Consider the following 16,119-nt stretch of genomic DNA (forward strand, 5'->3'; position numbering starts at 1 on the left):
CGTATATGAACTTCAATCATGTCCTTGACTGACGTTCGCACTGTGGCTTAGCGTTTAGCCCGTCGCCGCCACGACGAAGATTCGGACCCTCGACGAGGAGGACGGGAATGCTGCGTGTGCGGGTTGTCAGCGGCCGTGACCGCGCCCCCTTTTCGTCGGACCCGGCCGCCTCGGGCGGCTGACCCCCTGGACGGGAGCCCGCTCAGCCCGGCGGCGGGGGCGGGCTCCCACCTTTCTTGGTCGTCGTCCCGGCTCTCGGCGGCGGGGTGTCGGGGCGACGGCCAGGACCCTCCGGCAGAGTGTCGGGTATGGAGGAGCTGTACCCGCCGATTCCCCCGCGCGCCGAAGGGTTCCTGGACGTCGGCGACGGCCACCGGATCCGGTACCAGGAGGCGGGCAACCCGGCCGGGAAGCCGGTGGTGGTGCTCCACGGCGGGCCCGGCAGCGGCATCGCGCCGATGGCGCGGCGGCACTTCGACCCCGCGGCCTACCGGATCGTCCTGTTCGACCAGCGCGGCTCGGGTCAGTCGACGCCGGGCGCGGACGAGCTGTCCACGAACACCTTGTGGCACCTGGTTTCCGACATGGAGAAGCTGCGCGAAAAGCTCGAAATCGAGCGCTGGCAGCTCTTCGGCGGTTCGTGGGGCGCGACCCTCGCCCTCGCGTATGCGGAGAGGCACCCTTCCCGCGTCAGCGAGATCATCCTGCGCGGCGTGTTCACCGTGCGCCGGAGCGAGCTCGACTGGATCTACCGCGGCGGCGCGGCCAACCTGTTCCCGCGCGAGTGGGAGGCCTTCCTGGCGCCGATCCCGGAGCCTCGTCGAGACGACCCGTTGGCCGCGTACGCCTCCCTGCTCGAGGACTCCGACGAGAAGGTCCGCCACCGGGCGGCGGTCGCGTGGAGCACCTGGGAGGGCGCAACGGTTTCCGTGCAGCCGCAGGAGTCGTTCGTCCGCCAGTATGCGGAACCGGCATTCGCGCTGACGTTCGCACGGCTCGCGATCCACTACTTCCGCCACGGCGCCTGGCTAGAAGAGGGCCAGCTGATCCGCAACGCGGGCAAGCTAGCGGGCATCCCGGGCGTCCTCGTGCAGGGCCGCTACGACACGGTGTGCCCACCGACCACGGCGTACGAGCTGCACCGGGCATGGCCGGGCTCGGAGCTGAAGCTCCTGGAGGGCGCCGGGCACGCGGTGACGGACCCGGGTGTGCTGGCCGCGCTGCGGGCGGCAACGGACGCATTCCGCGCATAGCGCGACCCACAAGAGGAGCTGGGTGGTCATCCCGTCGCCTGAGGCCGTGAAATCACTTTGAGCCGGGCCCGCAACCCAGAGACCAAGGCGAGGGAGCATGCCAGGCTTGCGGGCCCGGCTCAAAGTGATAGGCCTCAATCAGGCGACGGGATGACCACCCAGCGGCCCACCTCGAAAAGGTGAGAAGACTCGGAAAGCCCCGGTCATCCCGGAGCCCTGCCCGTCCGGCGAGGACAGTCTTTTTCTTTGAAGCCGCGGCAGACCGGGTCCGACCTCCCCCGCCCTCCGTTCGGATTGTCCGTCGCCGCCCGGGTTTGTCAAGGCGGGAAAGCGTGCCTTGACAAACCCGGTCGTCGACTGAATGCAGCTGGGGAGGAGGGCGGGGGAGGTCTGGTGACGCCGTGCTCTCGTCGCGCTGCCGGCTTCCCGTTTTGCAGACCGCCCGGAAGTCACAGCCGGCCACCCGACGCCGTGTCGCCGGACAGCCTCTGCGCCAAGTACACCGGGACCGTCGACACCACGATCAGCACCGCGGCGACGACGTTCACGATCGGCGCCTGGTTGGGCCGGAACAGGTTGTCGTAGATCCAGATCGGCAGCGTCTCCATGCCCGTGCCCAGGGTGAACGTCGTCACGATGATCTCGTCGAACGACAGCGCGAACGCCAGCAACCCACCCGCGAGCAGCGCCGAGCGCAGCATCGGGAACGTCACCAGCCGGAACGTGGTGAAGCCCGTCGCGCCCAGGTCCATCGACGCCTCCTCCAGGCTGCCGCCCATCCGGCGCAGCCGCGCGACGACGTTGTTGAACACCACCACGATGCAGAACGTCGCGTGCGCGATGATCGCCGTCAGCAGGCCCAGGTTGATGCCGAGGATCGTCCGGAACGCGTTGTTCAGCGCGATGCCCGTCACGATGCCCGGCAGCGCGATCGGCAGGATGATCAGCAGCGACACCGGGTTGCGCCCGAAGAAGCGGTAGCGCTGCAACGCGAACGCCGCCATCGTGCCCAGCACCAGCGCGATCGCCGTCGCCGCCAGGCCGGCCTGGACGCTCGTCCACAGCGCGTGCAGCGCCCCTTCGTTGGACGCCGCGCGGCGCCACCACTCCAGGGTGAAGCTCGACGGCGGCCAGCCGAACGTCGTGTCCGCGTTGAACGAGTTGAGCAGCACCACGACCAGCGGGAAGTAGATCACCGCCAGGCCGAGCCCCAGCGCCGTCCGCAACAGCGTCCGCATGAGCGCTCCTAGAGGTTGTCGAGCGCGCCGGTGCGGCGCACCGCGGCCAGGTAGGCGAGCATGATCACGACCGGCACCGTCGCGACCGTCGCCGCGAACGGGAGGTTGTTCGCCGCGCCGATGTTGTCGTAGACGACGTTGCCGAGCATCTGGGACGTGCCGCCGACGATCTTCACCGCGATGTAGTCGCCCAGGGACAGCGAGAACGTGAAGATCGAGCCGGCCACGATGGCCGGAAAGGTCAGCGGCAGGATCACCGACCGGAACGTGCGGAACGAGCGCGCGCCGAGGTCGCCGGACGCGTCCACCAGGGAGTCCGGCAGCCGGTCGAGGCCCGCGTAGATCGGCAGGATCATGTACGGCAGCCACAGGTACGAGAGCGTGATGATCGTCGCCGTGACGCCGTAACCGGGCGAAATCGAGCTCAGGGCGCCGTTTCCGGACAGCATCGAGCGCCACGCGTACGCCTTCACGAGGTAGCTGGCCCACAGCGGGGTCATCACCGCGATCACGAGGATCCGCTGCGCGCGCGGCGAAGCGAACTTGGCCATCGCGTACGCCATCGGGAACGCGACGACCGCGTCGATCACCGTGACCAGCGCCGCGATCCCGACCGTGCGGAAGGTGATCGTGCGGTACACGGCGTCGGTGAACAGCGTCTTGAAGTTGTCCAGCGACCAGTCGATGACGACCTGGCCGGTGAAACTGTCGGTGTGCCAGAACGCCGTGACGAACAGCGCGGCGAGCGCGCCCAGGTAGGCGAGGCCGAGCCAGAGCAGCGGCGCCGACAGCAGGAAACCCAGGCGCAGCTTGGGTTTCCGGTAGAAGAAGGCCGATACGGCGGTCATCACACCTCGCAGGAAGAGGTCCGGGAGCGGCGGGCGGAGTGGGGGGACACAGCCCGCCGCTCCCGGGGATCGGGGTCAGCCCTTGATCTCGGTCCAGGCCTTGGTCCACTCGCCGTAGTCCTTGCACTTGACGTCCGTGCGGCCGTCGAGGCACTGCTGGATCGGCGTGGTCCAGTACGCGATCTTCGCCGCGTACCCGGCGTCGTTGGCGTGGTAGGTGTCGCAGAGCGTCTTGTCGGTCATCTCCGCGCACGCCTTGGGGTTGGCCGGCGCCTCGCCGAAGTACTCGGCGACCTGGGCGTTGACCTTGGGGCTGATGATGTAGTCGAGCCACTTGTACGCGCACGTCTTGTGCGCCGACTTCGCCGCGACCATCCAGGTGTCCGACCAGCCGGTCGCGCCCTCGCTCGGCACGGACGCCTCCAGCGGCGCGCCCTCGCCCTTGGTCAGGTTGACCGTGACCTGCCACGCGGTGCCGACGACGGCGTCGGCGTTCTTCAGCGCCTGCGACTCCTTGAGGTAGTCCGACCAGTACTCGCTCACCAGCGGCCGCTGCTGCTTGAGCAGGTTGACGGCGGCGGTGAACTGCTTGTCGTCGAGGGCGTACGGGTTCTTGATGCCCAGGTCCGGCTGGTGGGCCTGCAGGTACAGCGCGGCGTCGGCGATGTAGATCGGCGAGTCGTAGGCGATCACCTTGCCCTTGTAGGGCGAGTTCGCGTCGAACATCACCGACCACGACGTCGGCGCCGGCGTCACCTTGTCGGTGCGCCAGGTCAGCAGGTTCGCGCCCCAGCCGTGCGGGATGCCGTAGGACACGCCGCCGACGCTGTTCCAGGACTTGTCCTTGAGGAACGGCTGGACGTCGGCGTAGTTCGGGACGAGCGCGGTGTTCACCGGCTCGGCGTCGCCCGAGGCGACCAGCCGCAGCGACGCGTCACCCGAGGCGGACACGACGTCGTACTGCCCGGTCTTCATCAGCGTCACGGCCTCGTCGGACGTGCCGAACGGCTTGACGTTCACCTTGCAGCCGGTCTGCTGCTCGAACGGCGTCACCCAGTTGACCTTCGGGTCGTTCGAGCCGTTCTCCGCGTACCCCGGCCAGGCCAGCACGTTCAGCTGGCCCTCCGGCTGCCCGAGCGCCTTGAGCGCCTCCAGCTTCGGCGGGGTGAACCCCTGCGCACCGGGCGGCGCGGACGAACTCGTGCCCGACGTGCCACATGCAGCCAACAGCAGGCTGGCGCCGAGGAGCCCGGCAAGCCGCGTCTTCCTGTTCTTCATGGCAACCCTTTCGAGGTACTACTGGCGCTTTTCGGGGGTTCCGGGTGGCGGAGCCCCCGGCCCCGGGGCGAAGCCCCGGACATCACTGACCTGGAAGCTGTGTTCGTTCCGCCAGCTCAGCCGGACGCGCCCGTCTGCGAAAACCGCGTCATCGACGTTCTGCCGGACGACCGACAGCTGTCCCCCGGCGTCGAGCGCGACGGCGTACCGGACGGTCGCCCCGGCGTAGACGACGTCGGTGACCGTGCCGGTCGCGCTGGTGTCCCCCGCGGCGGCGGGCTCGGACAGCTCGCCGTCGATGCGGATCTTCTCCGGCCGGATGCTGAACAGCCCCGGCCGGCCGATCACGGACTCGGCGCCGCGGCCGCCCAGCAGGTTGGACGTGCCGACGAACCCGGCGACGAACGCGCTGGCGGGCCGCTCGTAGACCTCTTCCGGCGTCCCGACCTGCTCGATCTTCCCGTCGTTGAACACCGCGATGCGATCGCTCATGGTCAGGGCTTCGTCCTGGTCGTGGGTGACGAAGACGAACGTGATGCCGACGTCGCGCTGGATCTGCTTGAGCTCCAGCTGCATGGCTTGGCGCAGCTTGAGGTCGAGCGCGCCGAGCGGCTCGTCGAGCAGCAGCACCTTGGGCCGGTTGACCAGCGCCCGGGCGAGCGCGACGCGCTGGCGCTGCCCGCCGGAGAGCTGCGCGGGCTTGCGCGAGCCGTAGTCGTCCAGCCGCACGGTCTTCAGCGCTTCGAGCGCGCGCTCCCGGCGTTGCTGCTTCGGGACGCGCTTGACGCGCAGGCCGTACTCGACGTTCTGCTGCACGGACATGTGCGGGAACAGCGCGTAGTCCTGGAACACCGTGTTGACGTCGCGCTCGAACGGCGCCAGCCGGCTGACGTCCCGGCCGTCCAGCTCGATCGTGCCCTCGGTGGGCAGCTCGAAGCCGGCGATCATGCGCAGCACCGTCGTCTTGCCGGAGCCGGACGGGCCGAGCATGGAGAAGAACTCGCCGGGCGGGATGTCGAGGTCGACGCCGTCGACCGCGTGGACGTCGCCGAAGTGCTTGCGCAGCCCGGAAAGCCGGATCGCCGGACGCGTGCTTTCGGGGGCCGCGGGCTCTTCCCGCGTCTCGGTGGGTGCTTGGTTGGGCATCGCGACCCTCACAATGCGCTCATCACGTGCTTGACGCGGGTGTAGTCCTCGAGGCCGTACAGCGAGAGGTCCTTGCCGTAGCCGGACTTCTTGAACCCGCCGTGCGGCATCTCGGCGACCAGGGGGATGTGGGTGTTGATCCAGACGCAGCCGAAGTCGAGCTTCGCGGCCAGGCGCATCGCGCGCTGGTGGTCGCGGGTCCAGACCGAGGACGCGAGGCCGTACTGCACGGCGTTCGCGGACTTGAGCGCCTCGGTTTCGTCGGCGAACCGCTGGACGGTGATGACCGGGCCGAAGATCTCGTTCTGGCTCAGCTCGTCGTCCTGCTTGAGGCCCGAGACGACGGTGGCTTCGTAGAAGTAGCCTTCGTCGCCGGCGCGGTGCCCTCCACAGTGGACGGTCGCGTGCGCCGGCAGCCGGTCGATGAACCCGGCCACCTTCTCCAGCTGGGCCGCGTTGTTGAGCGGGCCGTAGGCGACGTCTTCGTCGTCCGGCTTGCCGGTCTTGGTGTTCTCGGCCTGCCGGGCGAGCGCCGCGACGAACGTGTCGTGGACTTCGTCGGCGACGAGCACGCGCGTGGCGGCGGTGCAGTCCTGGCCGGCGTTGAAGTAACCCGCGATGGCGATGGCCTCGGCGGCCGCTTCGAGGTCGGCGTCGGCGAAGACGATGACCGGCGCCTTGCCGCCCAGCTCCAGGTGGACGCGCTTGACGTCGTTGGCGGCACTGCGCGCGACTTCGATGCCGGCCCGGACCGAGCCGGTGATCGACACCATCGCCGGGATGTCGTGCTCGACCAGCGCGCGGCCGGTGTCGCGGTCGCCGCAGACGACGTTGAACACCCCCGGCGGGAAGAACTCGCCGGCGATCTCGGCGAGCAGCAGCGTCGACGCCGGCGTCGTGTCGGACGGCTTGAGCACGACCGTGTTGCCGGCGGCGAGCGCGGGCGCGATCTTCCAGATGGCCATCAGCAGCGGGTAGTTCCACGGCGTGACCTGGGCGCACACGCCGACCGGCTCCCGGCGGACGAACGACGTGTGTCCCTCCATGTACTCGCCGGCCGAACGGCCTTCGAGCACACGCGCGGCTCCCGCGAAGAACCGGACCTGGTCCAGGATCATCGGGATCTCTTCGGCCATGGTCAGCGCGATCGGCTTGCCGGTGTTCGCGGACTCGACGGCCACGACCTCCTCGGCGCGGGCTTCGAGCGCGTCGGCGAGCTTGAGCAGCGCGAGCTGGCGCTGCGCGGGGGTCGTCGCGCGCCAGCTCTCGAACGCGGTCGCGGCGACCTGCAGCGCGTTGTCGACGTCCTCGGGCCCGGCGATCGGCGCGGTGCAGTACGGGCGCCCGGTGACCGGGTCGATGATCTCCGCCGTCCGGCCCGACTTGGACTCGACGTATGCGCCGCCTACGTAGTGCTTCAGCTCCTGCACGATGGACTCCTCCAGCGATCGGAGCTAAAACATATAAGTCCATATGTAATAGGACAAGAGGATCAGGCAAGATTGGTGCGAACGGGTAGCGGCGAGGCGAAGGGTCACGATGCGCAAGGGCATGTCGCACAGCGCGCGGTCCGCCATGTTCGCGCCGCTCGGCCAGGTCGGCCGCGCGGAGGCGGTGGCGGCGCGGCTGGCCGACGCCATCACGCTCGGCCTGCTCGCCGACCAGGAACAGCTGCCCAGCGAAGCCGACCTCAGCGCGCAGTTCGGCGTCTCGACCGTGACCGTCCGGGAAGCGCTGGTGGCGCTGCGGCAGCAGGGGCTGGTCGAGACGCGGCGAGGGCGCAGCGGCGGCAGCTTCGTCCGGGCGCCGGCCAACCCGCCGCCGGACGCGTGGCGCTCGCGGCTGCGCGAGGTGTCGCTGTCGGACCTGCGCGACGTCGGCGACCACTACCTGGCGATCGCCGGGGCCGCCGCCAAGCTCGCGGCCGAACGCAGCTCGCCGGAAGACATCGAGCGGCTGCGGCTCGCGGCCGACGACCTCCGCACGGCGCACGGCATCGACTTCACGCGGGCGGAGCGGCAGTTCCACCTGGAGATCGCGGCGGCCGCGCAGTCACCCCGGCTGACGCACGAAGAGCTCCAGCTGCAGACCGAGCGCGGCGGCCTGCTGTGGCTCCCGCTCGACCCGGCGTCCCACGCCCACGAGGAGCACGCGGCGATCACCGCGGCGATCGCGGCCGCGGACGGCGAGCTGGCCCGCAAGCTCACCGAGGAGCACATCCTGGGGGCGCTCGACCGCCTCGCGGACGTGCACCTCGACCTGCTGGCCCCGTAAACTCCGGCACACTCCGCGCATCGAGGTGAGCACCGTGAACGACACCCGCACGCTGACCGGCGACGAGGTCGTCGAGCAGGTCTCGGCGCTGGTGGAAGGGGTCTTCGAACGGCTGAAGCCCCTGCTGGCGGCGGCCGAGTCGGTGCTGGCCGACGACCCGTCCGCGTCGGCGTTGCACCGGATCCGCCCGCAGGTCATCGAGGCGCTGGGCGGCCTGGTCATCGGCGCGGGTTTCGTCAGCGCACCGCGCGTGCTGGCCGATTCCGAGTTCGGCTTCGAGTGGTGGACGTGCTCCACGGGCGAGCCGCCGTCCCAGCTGTTCATCAGCCTGGACCCGGCGAGCGAGAACTTCCTGGACTACACGCGCCAGTCGTGGTTCACGGTCCCCCGCGACACCGGGCGGCGCCACATCAACGGCCCGTACGTCGATTACCTGTGCACCGACGAGTACACGTTGACGTTCACGATCCCGGTGTTCCGCGGCGGTGCTTTCGCGGGCGTGGTCGGCGCGGACGTGTACGTGCGCGAATTCGAGCGGGCGGTGCGTCCCCGGCTGAGGTCGCTGGGTCGCGGGGCGGCACTGCTGAACGCGCAGGGGCGCGTGATCGTCTCCAACAGCGTCCGCCAGCCGACGGGGTCGCTGGTGCGCGAGGCCGACGTCCCGGCCTGGTGGTCGGCGGGCGCGGAACCGGGACCGGCCCTGCGGCGCTGCGGCGACTCACCGATCGTGCTCGTCACCGGCTAGGGGCCGCCCATCAGCGCGTAGCCGACGAAGCAGTTCCCGTCCGCTCGCACGAGAACCCGGATGGGGACGCCGTCGGTCACGGGCTCGGCGGTGTAGACGGCGTGCGCAGTCCCGAACCACGTGCCGACCTCGTCGACCTGGGTCAACGCCGTCTCGTCGACGCTGAACGGCACGCAGTAAGGCGAACCGGCGCACCAGTCGGCCCCGGCGCAGGCGGCACCGCGGTAGTCGCGGCCGGCGTGGTGGATGCGGTACGGCAGCCCGTGGTCGCCGGGCAGCGCGTAGCCGAAGTGGTTGGCCGTCCACGGGAGGAAGGCAGCCCCGCCCGCGGCGAGGACCAGCCCTCCCGCCACCGCGGCGGCGGCGATTCGGTAGCCCACGAAAAGGGGACGCCCGGCGCGGTGCCGCCGTTGCTCACGCCTGCAGCGCCACCCAAAGCTCCGCGCGGACGCCCGGTGAGTCCAGGTCCCGGCCCAGCAGTTCGCCGGCTTTGCGGATCCGGTTCCGCAGCGTGTGCCGGTGGACGCCCAGCCGCGCGGCCGCCACGTCCCAGTGGCCGTGGTGTTCCAGCCAGCAGCGCAACGACGTCTCGAGGTCGCCGCGGCCCGTCTCGTCGTGGTCTCGCAACGGGGTCAGCAGCCCGCGCGCGAACGCTTGCGCCACCGCGGGCTCGATCAGGGTCAGCAGGCCGCGGCCCGTGTGCTCGGCCGCCGACACCAGGACCTTGCCCTCGGCCTCCGCGACCCGGCACGCCAGTTCCGCCTGCTCCAGCCCGACCGCGAAGTCCGCCGGGGCCACCGGGCCGGCCACTCCCCCGTGCAGGCCGCCGATCCGCAGCGCCGCGTCCGTCACGGCTTCCGCGGCGCCGAGCACGACCACCGACGAGCCGTGCCGCGCGGCAAACACCGGCTCGTTCTCCAGCGCGCCGAGCAGCTTGCGCCGCGCTGCGGGCACGCCCGCGAACACCAGCACCGACCACGGCGCGGCCGGCGCTTCGGTCCCGGAAGCGGCCAGCACCCGCAGGGCCAGCTCCGCCTGCCCGCCCACCAGCAGCTCCAGCAGCCCGGTCCGCAACGCCTCGCGCGCCGCCGCCTGCGCGCGATCCTGTTCCAGCGCCAGGGAAAGCACCGAAACCGCTGTGTTGACGATGTGCCGCCCCGCCGTGTCCAGCGAAGCACCGACGGCGAGCACCCGGCGCGCGCTGGTGTCGAGGGTCTGCAGCACGACTTCCTGTCTGTCGAGCGCGACAACCCGCGTACCGGTGCGAAGCCGCTCCAGCTCTTCGCGCAGCGAAGCGCCGTACGCGCGCGCACTCGCCGGAGCCGCTTCGGAGACGGTTGTCCGGTCGAAGAGCAGCACCCAGCCGTCGACGAGCTTCGCCAGCTTGCGCAGCACCCCAGCCGGGCCGCCTTTGCCGACCGCCGTGCGCGTCAGCTCCTGCTGGGCCCGGCCGATCCGGACCGTCGTCGCGTACTCGTCGGCCGCCACCGCCCGGGACACCGCGCGGGTGATCGCGATGAACGGCGTCTCGCGCGGCACCTCCAGCACCGGCAGGCCCACGTCGGCCGCCGTCGTCACGAGCGAGCGCGGCACGGACTCGTGGCTCAGCCCGACGCCGAAGCCGAGCCCCGCGACCCCGGCGTCGACCAGCCGGCGCACGTAGGCCGGCGACGACTCTTCGTCCAGGGCCAGCCCGGTCGTGAGCAGCAGTTCGCCGCCTTCGAGGAAGGCCTGCGGGTCGGTCAGCTCCGTCGGGTGGACCCAGCCGATCGGCCGATCGAGAACGTCTTCGCCGGTCAGCACCCGCAGCCCGAGCGGGCGGTCGGTGGCCAGTCCGGCCAGCGTGAGTGCCATGACGGCCAATCATACGCACCGATTTAGCCAGAACGTCCAGCTGACGACCGTCCGGTGACCGCTCATCCTGAGGACGTCCACCGACTTTCCCCAGGGAGCACGCCGTGACCGCAAGCACCACCGCCGAGCCGCAGGCCCCGGCGCCCCGGCAGCGCAGGCTGCGCACCGAGATCCCCGGCCCCGCCTCGCGCGAGCTGCAGGAGCGCCGCGCGAACGCCGTCGCCGCCGGGGTCAGCTCGGTGCTGCCCGTCTACGTCACCTCGGCCAGCGGCGGCCTGCTCACCGACGCCGACGGCAACGTCCTGATCGACTTCGGCTCCGGCATCGCGGTGACGAACGTCGGGCACTCGGCGCCCGCGGTCGTCGACCGCGTCCGCAAGCAGGCGTGCTGGTTCACCCACACCTGTTTCATGGTCACGCCGTACGAGGGGTACGTCGAGGTCTGCGAGGCCCTGGCCGAGCTGACGCCGGGCGACCACGCGAAGAAGTCGGTGCTGTTCAACTCCGGCGCCGAAGCCGTCGAGAACGCCGTGAAGATCGCGCGCGTGGCGACCGGGCGTCAGGCCGTCGTCGTGTTCGACCACGCCTACCACGGCCGCACCAACCTGACGATGGGCATGACCGCGAAGTCGGTGCCCTACAAGCACGGCTTCGGCCCGTTCGCGCCCGAGGTCTACCGCGTGCCGGCCTCGTACCCCTACCGCGACGGCCTGTCCGGCCCCGAAGCGGCCGCGCTGGCGATCGACCGGATCGAGAAGCAGGTCGGCGGCGACCAGGTGGCCGCGGTCGTCTTGGAGCCGATCCAGGGTGAGGGCGGGTTCATCGAGCCCGCGCGCGGCTTCTTGCCCGCGATTTCGGCGTGGTGTCGCGAAAACGGCGTCGTGTTCGTCGCCGACGAGGTCCAGACGGGCTTCTGCCGCACCGGCTCCTGGTTCGCGTCCACCGACGAGGACGTGGTCCCGGACCTCATCGCGACGGCGAAGGGCATCGCGGGCGGCCTGCCGCTGTCCGCCGTCACCGGCCGCGCGGAGCTTCTCGACGCGGTCGGCCCGGGCGGCCTCGGCGGCACGTACGGCGGCAACCCGATCGCCTGCGCAGCCGCGCTCGGCTCGATCGAGACCATGAAGACCGAAGATCTGGCGGCATCGGCGAAGCGCATCGAAGGCGTTGTCCTGCCTCGGTTGCGGGCGTTGGCTGATGAGACCGGCGTGATCGGTGACGTCCGCGGCCGCGGCGCGATGCTGGCCGCGGAGTTCGTCCGTCCGGGAACTTCGGAACCGGACGCCGACCTCACCAAGCGCGTCGCGGCGGCCTGCCACCGGGCCGGCGTGGTGGTGCTGACCTGCGGCACCTACGGCAACGTCGTCCGGCTGCTGCCGCCACTGTCCCTGTCCAACGACCTGCTCGACGAGGGCCTCTCAGTCCTCGAGCACGCTGTCCGCACGGAGGCTCGCGCATGACTTCCCCCTTCTGGGTCGCCGGAAAGCCGGTGACCGGCGGTCCTCCGGTCGACGTCCGCCACTCCTTCGACGGCTCGACGGCCGGTTCGCACTTCGTGCCGTCGGCTTCGGACGTCGAAGCCGCGGTGCAGGCCGCGCACGACGTCGCCGACGAGTTCGCGACGCTGCCCGCGCACGTCCGCGCCGGCGCGCTGGACCACGTGTCCCGGGAACTGGGTGAGCGGTCCGAAGAGATCGCGGCGTTGATCACCGCCGAGTCCGGCAAGCCGCTGAAGTGGGCGCGCGGCGAGGTCGGGCGCGCGGTGTCGACGTTCCGCTGGGCCGCCGAGGAGGCCCGCCGCTTCTCGGGCGAGCTGCAGCGGCTCGACACCGACCCGGGCGGCACCGGCCGGCTCGCGCTGGTCCGGCGCGTGCCGCGGGGCCCGGTGCTGGGCATCACGCCGTTCAACTTCCCGCTCAACCTGGTGGCGCACAAGGTGGCCCCGGCGATCGCGGTGGGCGCGCCGATCGTGCTGAAGCCGGCGCCGGCGACGCCGCTGACGGCGTTGCTGCTGGGCGAAATCCTGGCCGGCACGGACCTCCCAGCGGGGTCGTGGTCGATCCTGCCGGTGGACAACGAGACCTCGTCCCGGCTCGTCGAGGACCCGAGGCTGCCGGTGGTGTCGTTCACCGGCTCGGTCCCGGTCGGCTGGGCCATCCGCGACCGCGCGCCGCGCAAGCACGTGGCGTTGGAGCTGGGCGGGAACGGCGCGGTGCTTGTCTGTCCGGATTGGACGGACCTCGACTTCGCGGCGCAGCGGATCGCGACGTTCGCGATGTACCAGGCCGGGCAGTCGTGCATCTCGGTGCAGCGGGTGTACGCGCACGATTCGGTTTTCGACGCTCTGGCCTCGAAGGTCGTCGAGCAGGTCGCTTCGCTGCGCACCGGCGACCCGCGTGCGGAGGGCGTCGACGTCGGCCCGCTGATCAACGAAGACGCCGCCACGCGGGTGTCGTCATGGATCTCTTCGGCGGTGTCCTCGGGCGCGCGCTTGCTGACCGGCGGCGGCCGCTCGGGAGCAACGGTGGAGCCGACGGTGCTGGCGGACGTCCCGGAGGACGCGTCGGTGATGGCCGAGGAGGTGTTCGGGCCGGTGGTTTCGCTGGTCCGGGTGCCGTCGGTGGCCGACGGGGTGGCGCGGATCAACGCGTCGCGCTTCGGGCTGCAGGCGGGCGTGTTCACCCGCGACCTGCCGACGGCGTTCGAGGTGTCGGCGGCGTTGAAGGTCGGCGGGGTGCTGGTGGGTGACGTGCCGAGCTTCCGCGCGGATCAGATGCCGTACGGCGGGGTGAAGGACTCCGGGGTGGGCCGCGAGGGCCCGGCCTCGGCGATGGCGGACTTCACCGAGGAGCGGGTCACGGTCCTGACGGGATTGACGTTCTGAAAATGCTCGCTTGTCGCTCGGCCTCGACGTAGGTTCGAGGCCGAGCGGGGAGGGCTTCATGACGCCAGCGCGCAAGGGTTCGCGGCCAATCACGATCGACGGCACGAATTACCGCTGGTCGGTCCGCCCCAGGCCGACCTACTCGCAAGGGCTCGGCGCCACGATGACCTTCGCGGTCGAACTCGCCGACCGGCCCGGCGCCACGCTCGTCGTCGACACCGGGCGGCCGCGGCCGGACAACTGGCTGCACCTGGCGACCGAGCCGGTCCGCCCGGCCGAAGTCGTCGACGCCGTTCGCGCCGCCCTCGCGCGGGGTTTCGACTTTCACAGCCCGGCCAGCGCCTCCGTCAACGCGGAATGCGCCTCGACCAGCGAAGGTCCGTACCACGTGAGGTGACGGCCCGAGACCAGGACGTACCGCGCGTCCGGGAAGTGGTCCGGGCCGTCCTCCTCCGTGAACACGTAGGGCTCGTCCGGCAGCACCAGCAGGTCCGCGTCGGCCGCGAAGTGCGCCCGCAGCTCCGCGATCTCCGGTCGCGGGTACCGCTCCGGCGAACCCGCGTAGACGTTCGCCACCCCCACCCGGCGCAGGACGTCGCCGCCGAAGGTGTCGCGGCCCAGGACGATCCACGGCTTGCGCCACACCGGGACCACCGCGTGGAAGCGCACCGGCCGGGTCTCGCGCCAGACCTCCTCCGCCGCGACCAGCCACTCCGGCTCGTCCAGCTCGTACGCCTGGGTCAGGATCCGCCGCAGCGAGCCCAGCGCCGCCGGCACCGACGCCGCCGCGGCCATCACCCACACCGGGATCCCGTTGGCACGCAGTCGTTCCACGTCCTCCGGGCGGTTCTCCTCCGAGTTCGCCAGCACGAGGTCGGGCGCCAGGTCCAGCACCCGGTCGAGCTTCGGGTACTTCGACCCGCCGACCCGCGGCACGTCCAAGTCAGCCGGATGCGTGCAGTAGTCCGTCGCGCCGATCAGCCGGCCGGGCGCGCTGAGCTCGACCGCTTCGGTCAGCGACGGCACCAGCGAAACCACGCGCGAAGCCGGGCTGCTCAGCGGCACCGGCTCCCCGAGATCGTCGACGAGAGTCATGCGCGTTCGAACGACACCTTCCGCTTCTCGACGTCCACCGCGGTCAGCCGGACGCCGATCCGCTCCCCCGCGGTCAGCTTCTCGCCCGCGCACTTCGCCATCACCGTCGGGTCCTCGACGAGGATCTCCGCCTTGTTCTCGTCCGCGCGCAGCACGACCGCGCTGAACTCGCCGCCGATGTGCTCGGCCAGCACCCACGCCTCGACCTGGTCGATGCACGCGCGCTCGACCTTCGCGGCGAGCGTGTCCGACGCCATCATGCGGTCCGGGACGTCCGCCAGCGCCGCCCGGACCCAGTCAGGCACGTCTCGCTCGGCCGAGACGGCCAGGCAGATCTCCGTCGCGAACCGGTCGACCAGCCGCCGGATCGGCGCCGTCACGTGCGCGTACGCGCCGCCGATGCCCGCGTGCGTCGTTAACGCGGGCAGTTCGCCGTCGAATGCCGTGTAGCCCGCGCCGCGCAGCAGCCGCGTCGTGTCGGCGTAGAGCGCCATCGACGCCGGCTGCCCCGGATCAAGCCGGGACAGGAACTCCGAAACGGTCGCGCCGGGCGCCCACGCGATGCCCAGCGCCTCGGCGGACCGGCGCAGCCAGTCGACGGCCTCGGGTTCCGGGTCGGGCAGCGTGCGCAGGACGCCGACCCGCGCGTCGATCATGATCCGCGCCGCGGCCATCCCGGTGAGCAGCGAGATCTCGGCGTTCCACGCGTCGACGACCGTGCGCGGCCGGCGCGCGAGGACCCAGCCGCCGTCCGGGTTGCCGCTGATCTCCTGCTCCGGCAGCTGCAGCTCGACGGCGCCGCGCCGGACGGCCAGCTCGCGCCGTCGCCGCCCCAGCTCGGGCAACGCGGCGACCGACGGGTGCGGGTTGCCGGCGTCGAGCGCGGCCTGGACCGTCTCGTAGTCGAACTGCTCGGTGGACCGGACCAGCGCGCGGCGGACGCGGGTGGCGGTCGGCTCGCCCGCTTCGTCGGTCTCGATGGTCCAGAGCACCGCGGGCCGGATCTCGCCGGGCAGCAGGCTCGCGGCGCCTTCGGACAGGACCGGCGGGTGCAGCGGGACGTTCCCGTCCGGCAGGTAAAGCGTCTGGCCGCGCAGGCGCGATTCGCGGTCGAGCGCGCCGCCGGGCGGGACGAACGAGGCGAGGTCGGCGATCGCGTAGTGCACGCGGAAGCCGTGCGCGGTCTTCTCGACGACCATCGCCTGGTCGAGGTCTTTGGCTCCGGGCGGGTCGATGGTGACGAACGGCAGGTCCGTCGCGTCCTCACGGCGCTCGGCCAGCGGATCGAGGACCGCCGCCTCCGCCTCGGCCAGCACGTCGGGCCCGAACGACTCCGGCAGCGAGAACTCGGCGCGCAGCGGACCGAAGTCCCCGCCCGCCGAGTGTGTCCTGATCACCAGGGGAGGCACCCCCCAACCCTAACCCCGGAAGGGGCCGATGATCGCCCGATCGGGCGCGGGCCGGTCGGGTGTACGTTCTCGAGCAATAATGAAAACCGTCTTCA

General features: G+C 71.2%; 15 protein-coding genes. 6 read left to right on the plus strand and 9 right to left on the minus strand.

The window, feature by feature from the left end; genetic code table 11:
- Positions 1-308 precede the first annotated feature (308 nt).
- Positions 309-1,253: a prolyl aminopeptidase gene (gene pip / locus ACZ7OH_RS48780; RefSeq protein ID WP_470287188.1), complete on the plus strand. Its 945-nt coding sequence runs from the start codon at positions 309-311 to the stop codon at positions 1,251-1,253.
- Positions 1,254-1,702: 449 nt separating this feature from the next.
- Here the strand turns inward: pip and ACZ7OH_RS48785 are convergent, their stop codons facing one another.
- From ACZ7OH_RS48785 to ACZ7OH_RS48805, 5 genes are all read right to left on the minus strand, one after another.
- Positions 1,703-2,491, minus strand: coding sequence for an ABC transporter permease (locus ACZ7OH_RS48785; protein ID WP_400899830.1), 789 nt, complete (start codon positions 2,489-2,491; stop codon positions 1,703-1,705).
- Positions 2,492-2,499: 8 nt separating this feature from the next.
- Complete coding sequence (locus ACZ7OH_RS48790) at positions 2,500-3,339, minus strand: ABC transporter permease (RefSeq protein ID WP_400899832.1); 840 nt, start codon at positions 3,337-3,339, stop codon at positions 2,500-2,502.
- Between the two features lie 75 nt (positions 3,340-3,414).
- Entirely contained in the window at positions 3,415-4,617 is a 1,203-nt protein-coding gene (locus ACZ7OH_RS48795) for an ABC transporter substrate-binding protein (protein ID WP_400886945.1), read from the minus strand.
- Between the two features lie 18 nt (positions 4,618-4,635).
- A complete protein-coding gene (locus ACZ7OH_RS48800) occupies positions 4,636-5,763 on the minus strand; it encodes an ABC transporter ATP-binding protein (RefSeq protein ID WP_470287189.1) in 1,128 nt (375 codons plus the stop codon).
- 8 nt (positions 5,764-5,771) lie between these two features.
- Positions 5,772-7,193 (minus strand): gamma-aminobutyraldehyde dehydrogenase, encoded by a 1,422-nt coding sequence (locus ACZ7OH_RS48805; protein ID WP_470287190.1) that lies wholly within the window; start codon positions 7,191-7,193, stop codon positions 5,772-5,774.
- Positions 7,194-7,302: 109 nt separating this feature from the next.
- Here ACZ7OH_RS48805 and ACZ7OH_RS48810 point away from each other — a divergent pair, with 109 nt between their 5' ends.
- Together ACZ7OH_RS48810 and ACZ7OH_RS48815 are read left to right on the plus strand one after the other, a co-directional pair.
- The gene (locus ACZ7OH_RS48810; RefSeq protein ID WP_470287191.1) at positions 7,303-8,037 is read left to right on the plus strand and encodes a FadR/GntR family transcriptional regulator; all 735 of its coding nucleotides are present in this window, start codon (positions 7,303-7,305) and stop codon (positions 8,035-8,037) included.
- A gap of 34 nt (positions 8,038-8,071) precedes the next feature.
- Entirely contained in the window at positions 8,072-8,782 is a 711-nt protein-coding gene (locus ACZ7OH_RS48815) for a cache domain-containing protein (protein ID WP_470287192.1), read from the plus strand.
- Here ACZ7OH_RS48815 and ACZ7OH_RS48820 read toward each other — a convergent pair.
- Positions 8,779-9,162 (minus strand): hypothetical protein, encoded by a 384-nt coding sequence (locus tag ACZ7OH_RS48820; protein ID WP_470287193.1) that lies wholly within the window; start codon positions 9,160-9,162, stop codon positions 8,779-8,781. The two genes, ACZ7OH_RS48815 and ACZ7OH_RS48820, sit on opposite strands and share 4 nt — an antisense overlap.
- A gap of 34 nt (positions 9,163-9,196) precedes the next feature.
- The gene (locus tag ACZ7OH_RS48825; RefSeq protein WP_470287194.1) at positions 9,197-10,636 is read right to left on the minus strand and encodes a PucR family transcriptional regulator; all 1,440 of its coding nucleotides are present in this window, start codon (positions 10,634-10,636) and stop codon (positions 9,197-9,199) included.
- 104 nt (positions 10,637-10,740) lie between these two features.
- On the opposite strand from ACZ7OH_RS48825, the gene gabT reads away from it, so the two are divergent.
- From gabT to ACZ7OH_RS48840, 3 genes are read left to right on the plus strand one after another with little or no spacing between them, the layout of a single operon-like run.
- Positions 10,741-12,096 carry a 4-aminobutyrate--2-oxoglutarate transaminase gene (gabT, locus tag ACZ7OH_RS48830; protein WP_470287195.1) on the plus strand — a complete coding sequence of 452 codons (1,356 nt, stop codon included), beginning with the start codon at positions 10,741-10,743 and terminating at the stop codon, positions 12,094-12,096.
- A complete protein-coding gene (locus ACZ7OH_RS48835; protein WP_470287196.1) occupies positions 12,093-13,520 on the plus strand; it encodes an aldehyde dehydrogenase family protein in 1,428 nt (475 codons plus the stop codon). Before gabT ends, ACZ7OH_RS48835 begins: the two co-directional genes overlap by 4 nt.
- Before the next feature lie 10 nt (positions 13,521-13,530).
- Positions 13,531-13,917 (plus strand): hypothetical protein, encoded by a 387-nt coding sequence (locus ACZ7OH_RS48840; RefSeq protein WP_470287197.1) that lies wholly within the window; start codon positions 13,531-13,533, stop codon positions 13,915-13,917.
- Here the strand turns inward: ACZ7OH_RS48840 and ACZ7OH_RS48845 are convergent.
- Entirely contained in the window at positions 13,845-14,615 is a 771-nt protein-coding gene (locus ACZ7OH_RS48845; protein WP_470287198.1) for a helical backbone metal receptor, read from the minus strand. The genes ACZ7OH_RS48840 and ACZ7OH_RS48845 overlap by 73 nt on opposite strands.
- On the minus strand, positions 14,612-16,012 hold the full coding sequence (locus ACZ7OH_RS48850) for an RNB domain-containing ribonuclease (RefSeq protein WP_470287199.1): 1,401 nt from the start codon (positions 16,010-16,012) through the stop codon (positions 14,612-14,614). The genes ACZ7OH_RS48845 and ACZ7OH_RS48850 overlap by 4 nt, the downstream gene beginning before the upstream one ends.
- Positions 16,013-16,119: the final 107 nt, after the last annotated feature.

Source organism: Amycolatopsis sp. NPDC114478, assembly GCF_055633805.1.

Coding starts and splice junctions, on each gene's coding strand:
- pip (WP_470287188.1), top strand. CDS start 309: ATGGAGGAGCTGTACCCGCCGATTCCCCCGCGCGCCGAAGGGTTCCTG.
- ACZ7OH_RS48800 (WP_470287189.1), bottom strand. CDS start 5,763: ATGCCCAACCAAGCACCCACCGAGACGCGGGAAGAGCCCGCGGCCCCC.
- ACZ7OH_RS48810 (WP_470287191.1), top strand. CDS start 7,303: ATGCGCAAGGGCATGTCGCACAGCGCGCGGTCCGCCATGTTCGCGCCG.
- ACZ7OH_RS48785 (WP_400899830.1), bottom strand. CDS start 2,491: ATGCGGACGCTGTTGCGGACGGCGCTGGGGCTCGGCCTGGCGGTGATC.
- ACZ7OH_RS48790 (WP_400899832.1), bottom strand. CDS start 3,339: ATGACCGCCGTATCGGCCTTCTTCTACCGGAAACCCAAGCTGCGCCTG.
- ACZ7OH_RS48795 (WP_400886945.1), bottom strand. CDS start 4,617: ATGAAGAACAGGAAGACGCGGCTTGCCGGGCTCCTCGGCGCCAGCCTG.
- ACZ7OH_RS48835 (WP_470287196.1), top strand. CDS start 12,093: ATGACTTCCCCCTTCTGGGTCGCCGGAAAGCCGGTGACCGGCGGTCCT.
- ACZ7OH_RS48845 (WP_470287198.1), bottom strand. CDS start 14,615: ATGACTCTCGTCGACGATCTCGGGGAGCCGGTGCCGCTGAGCAGCCCG.
- ACZ7OH_RS48825 (WP_470287194.1), bottom strand. CDS start 10,636: ATGGCACTCACGCTGGCCGGACTGGCCACCGACCGCCCGCTCGGGCTG.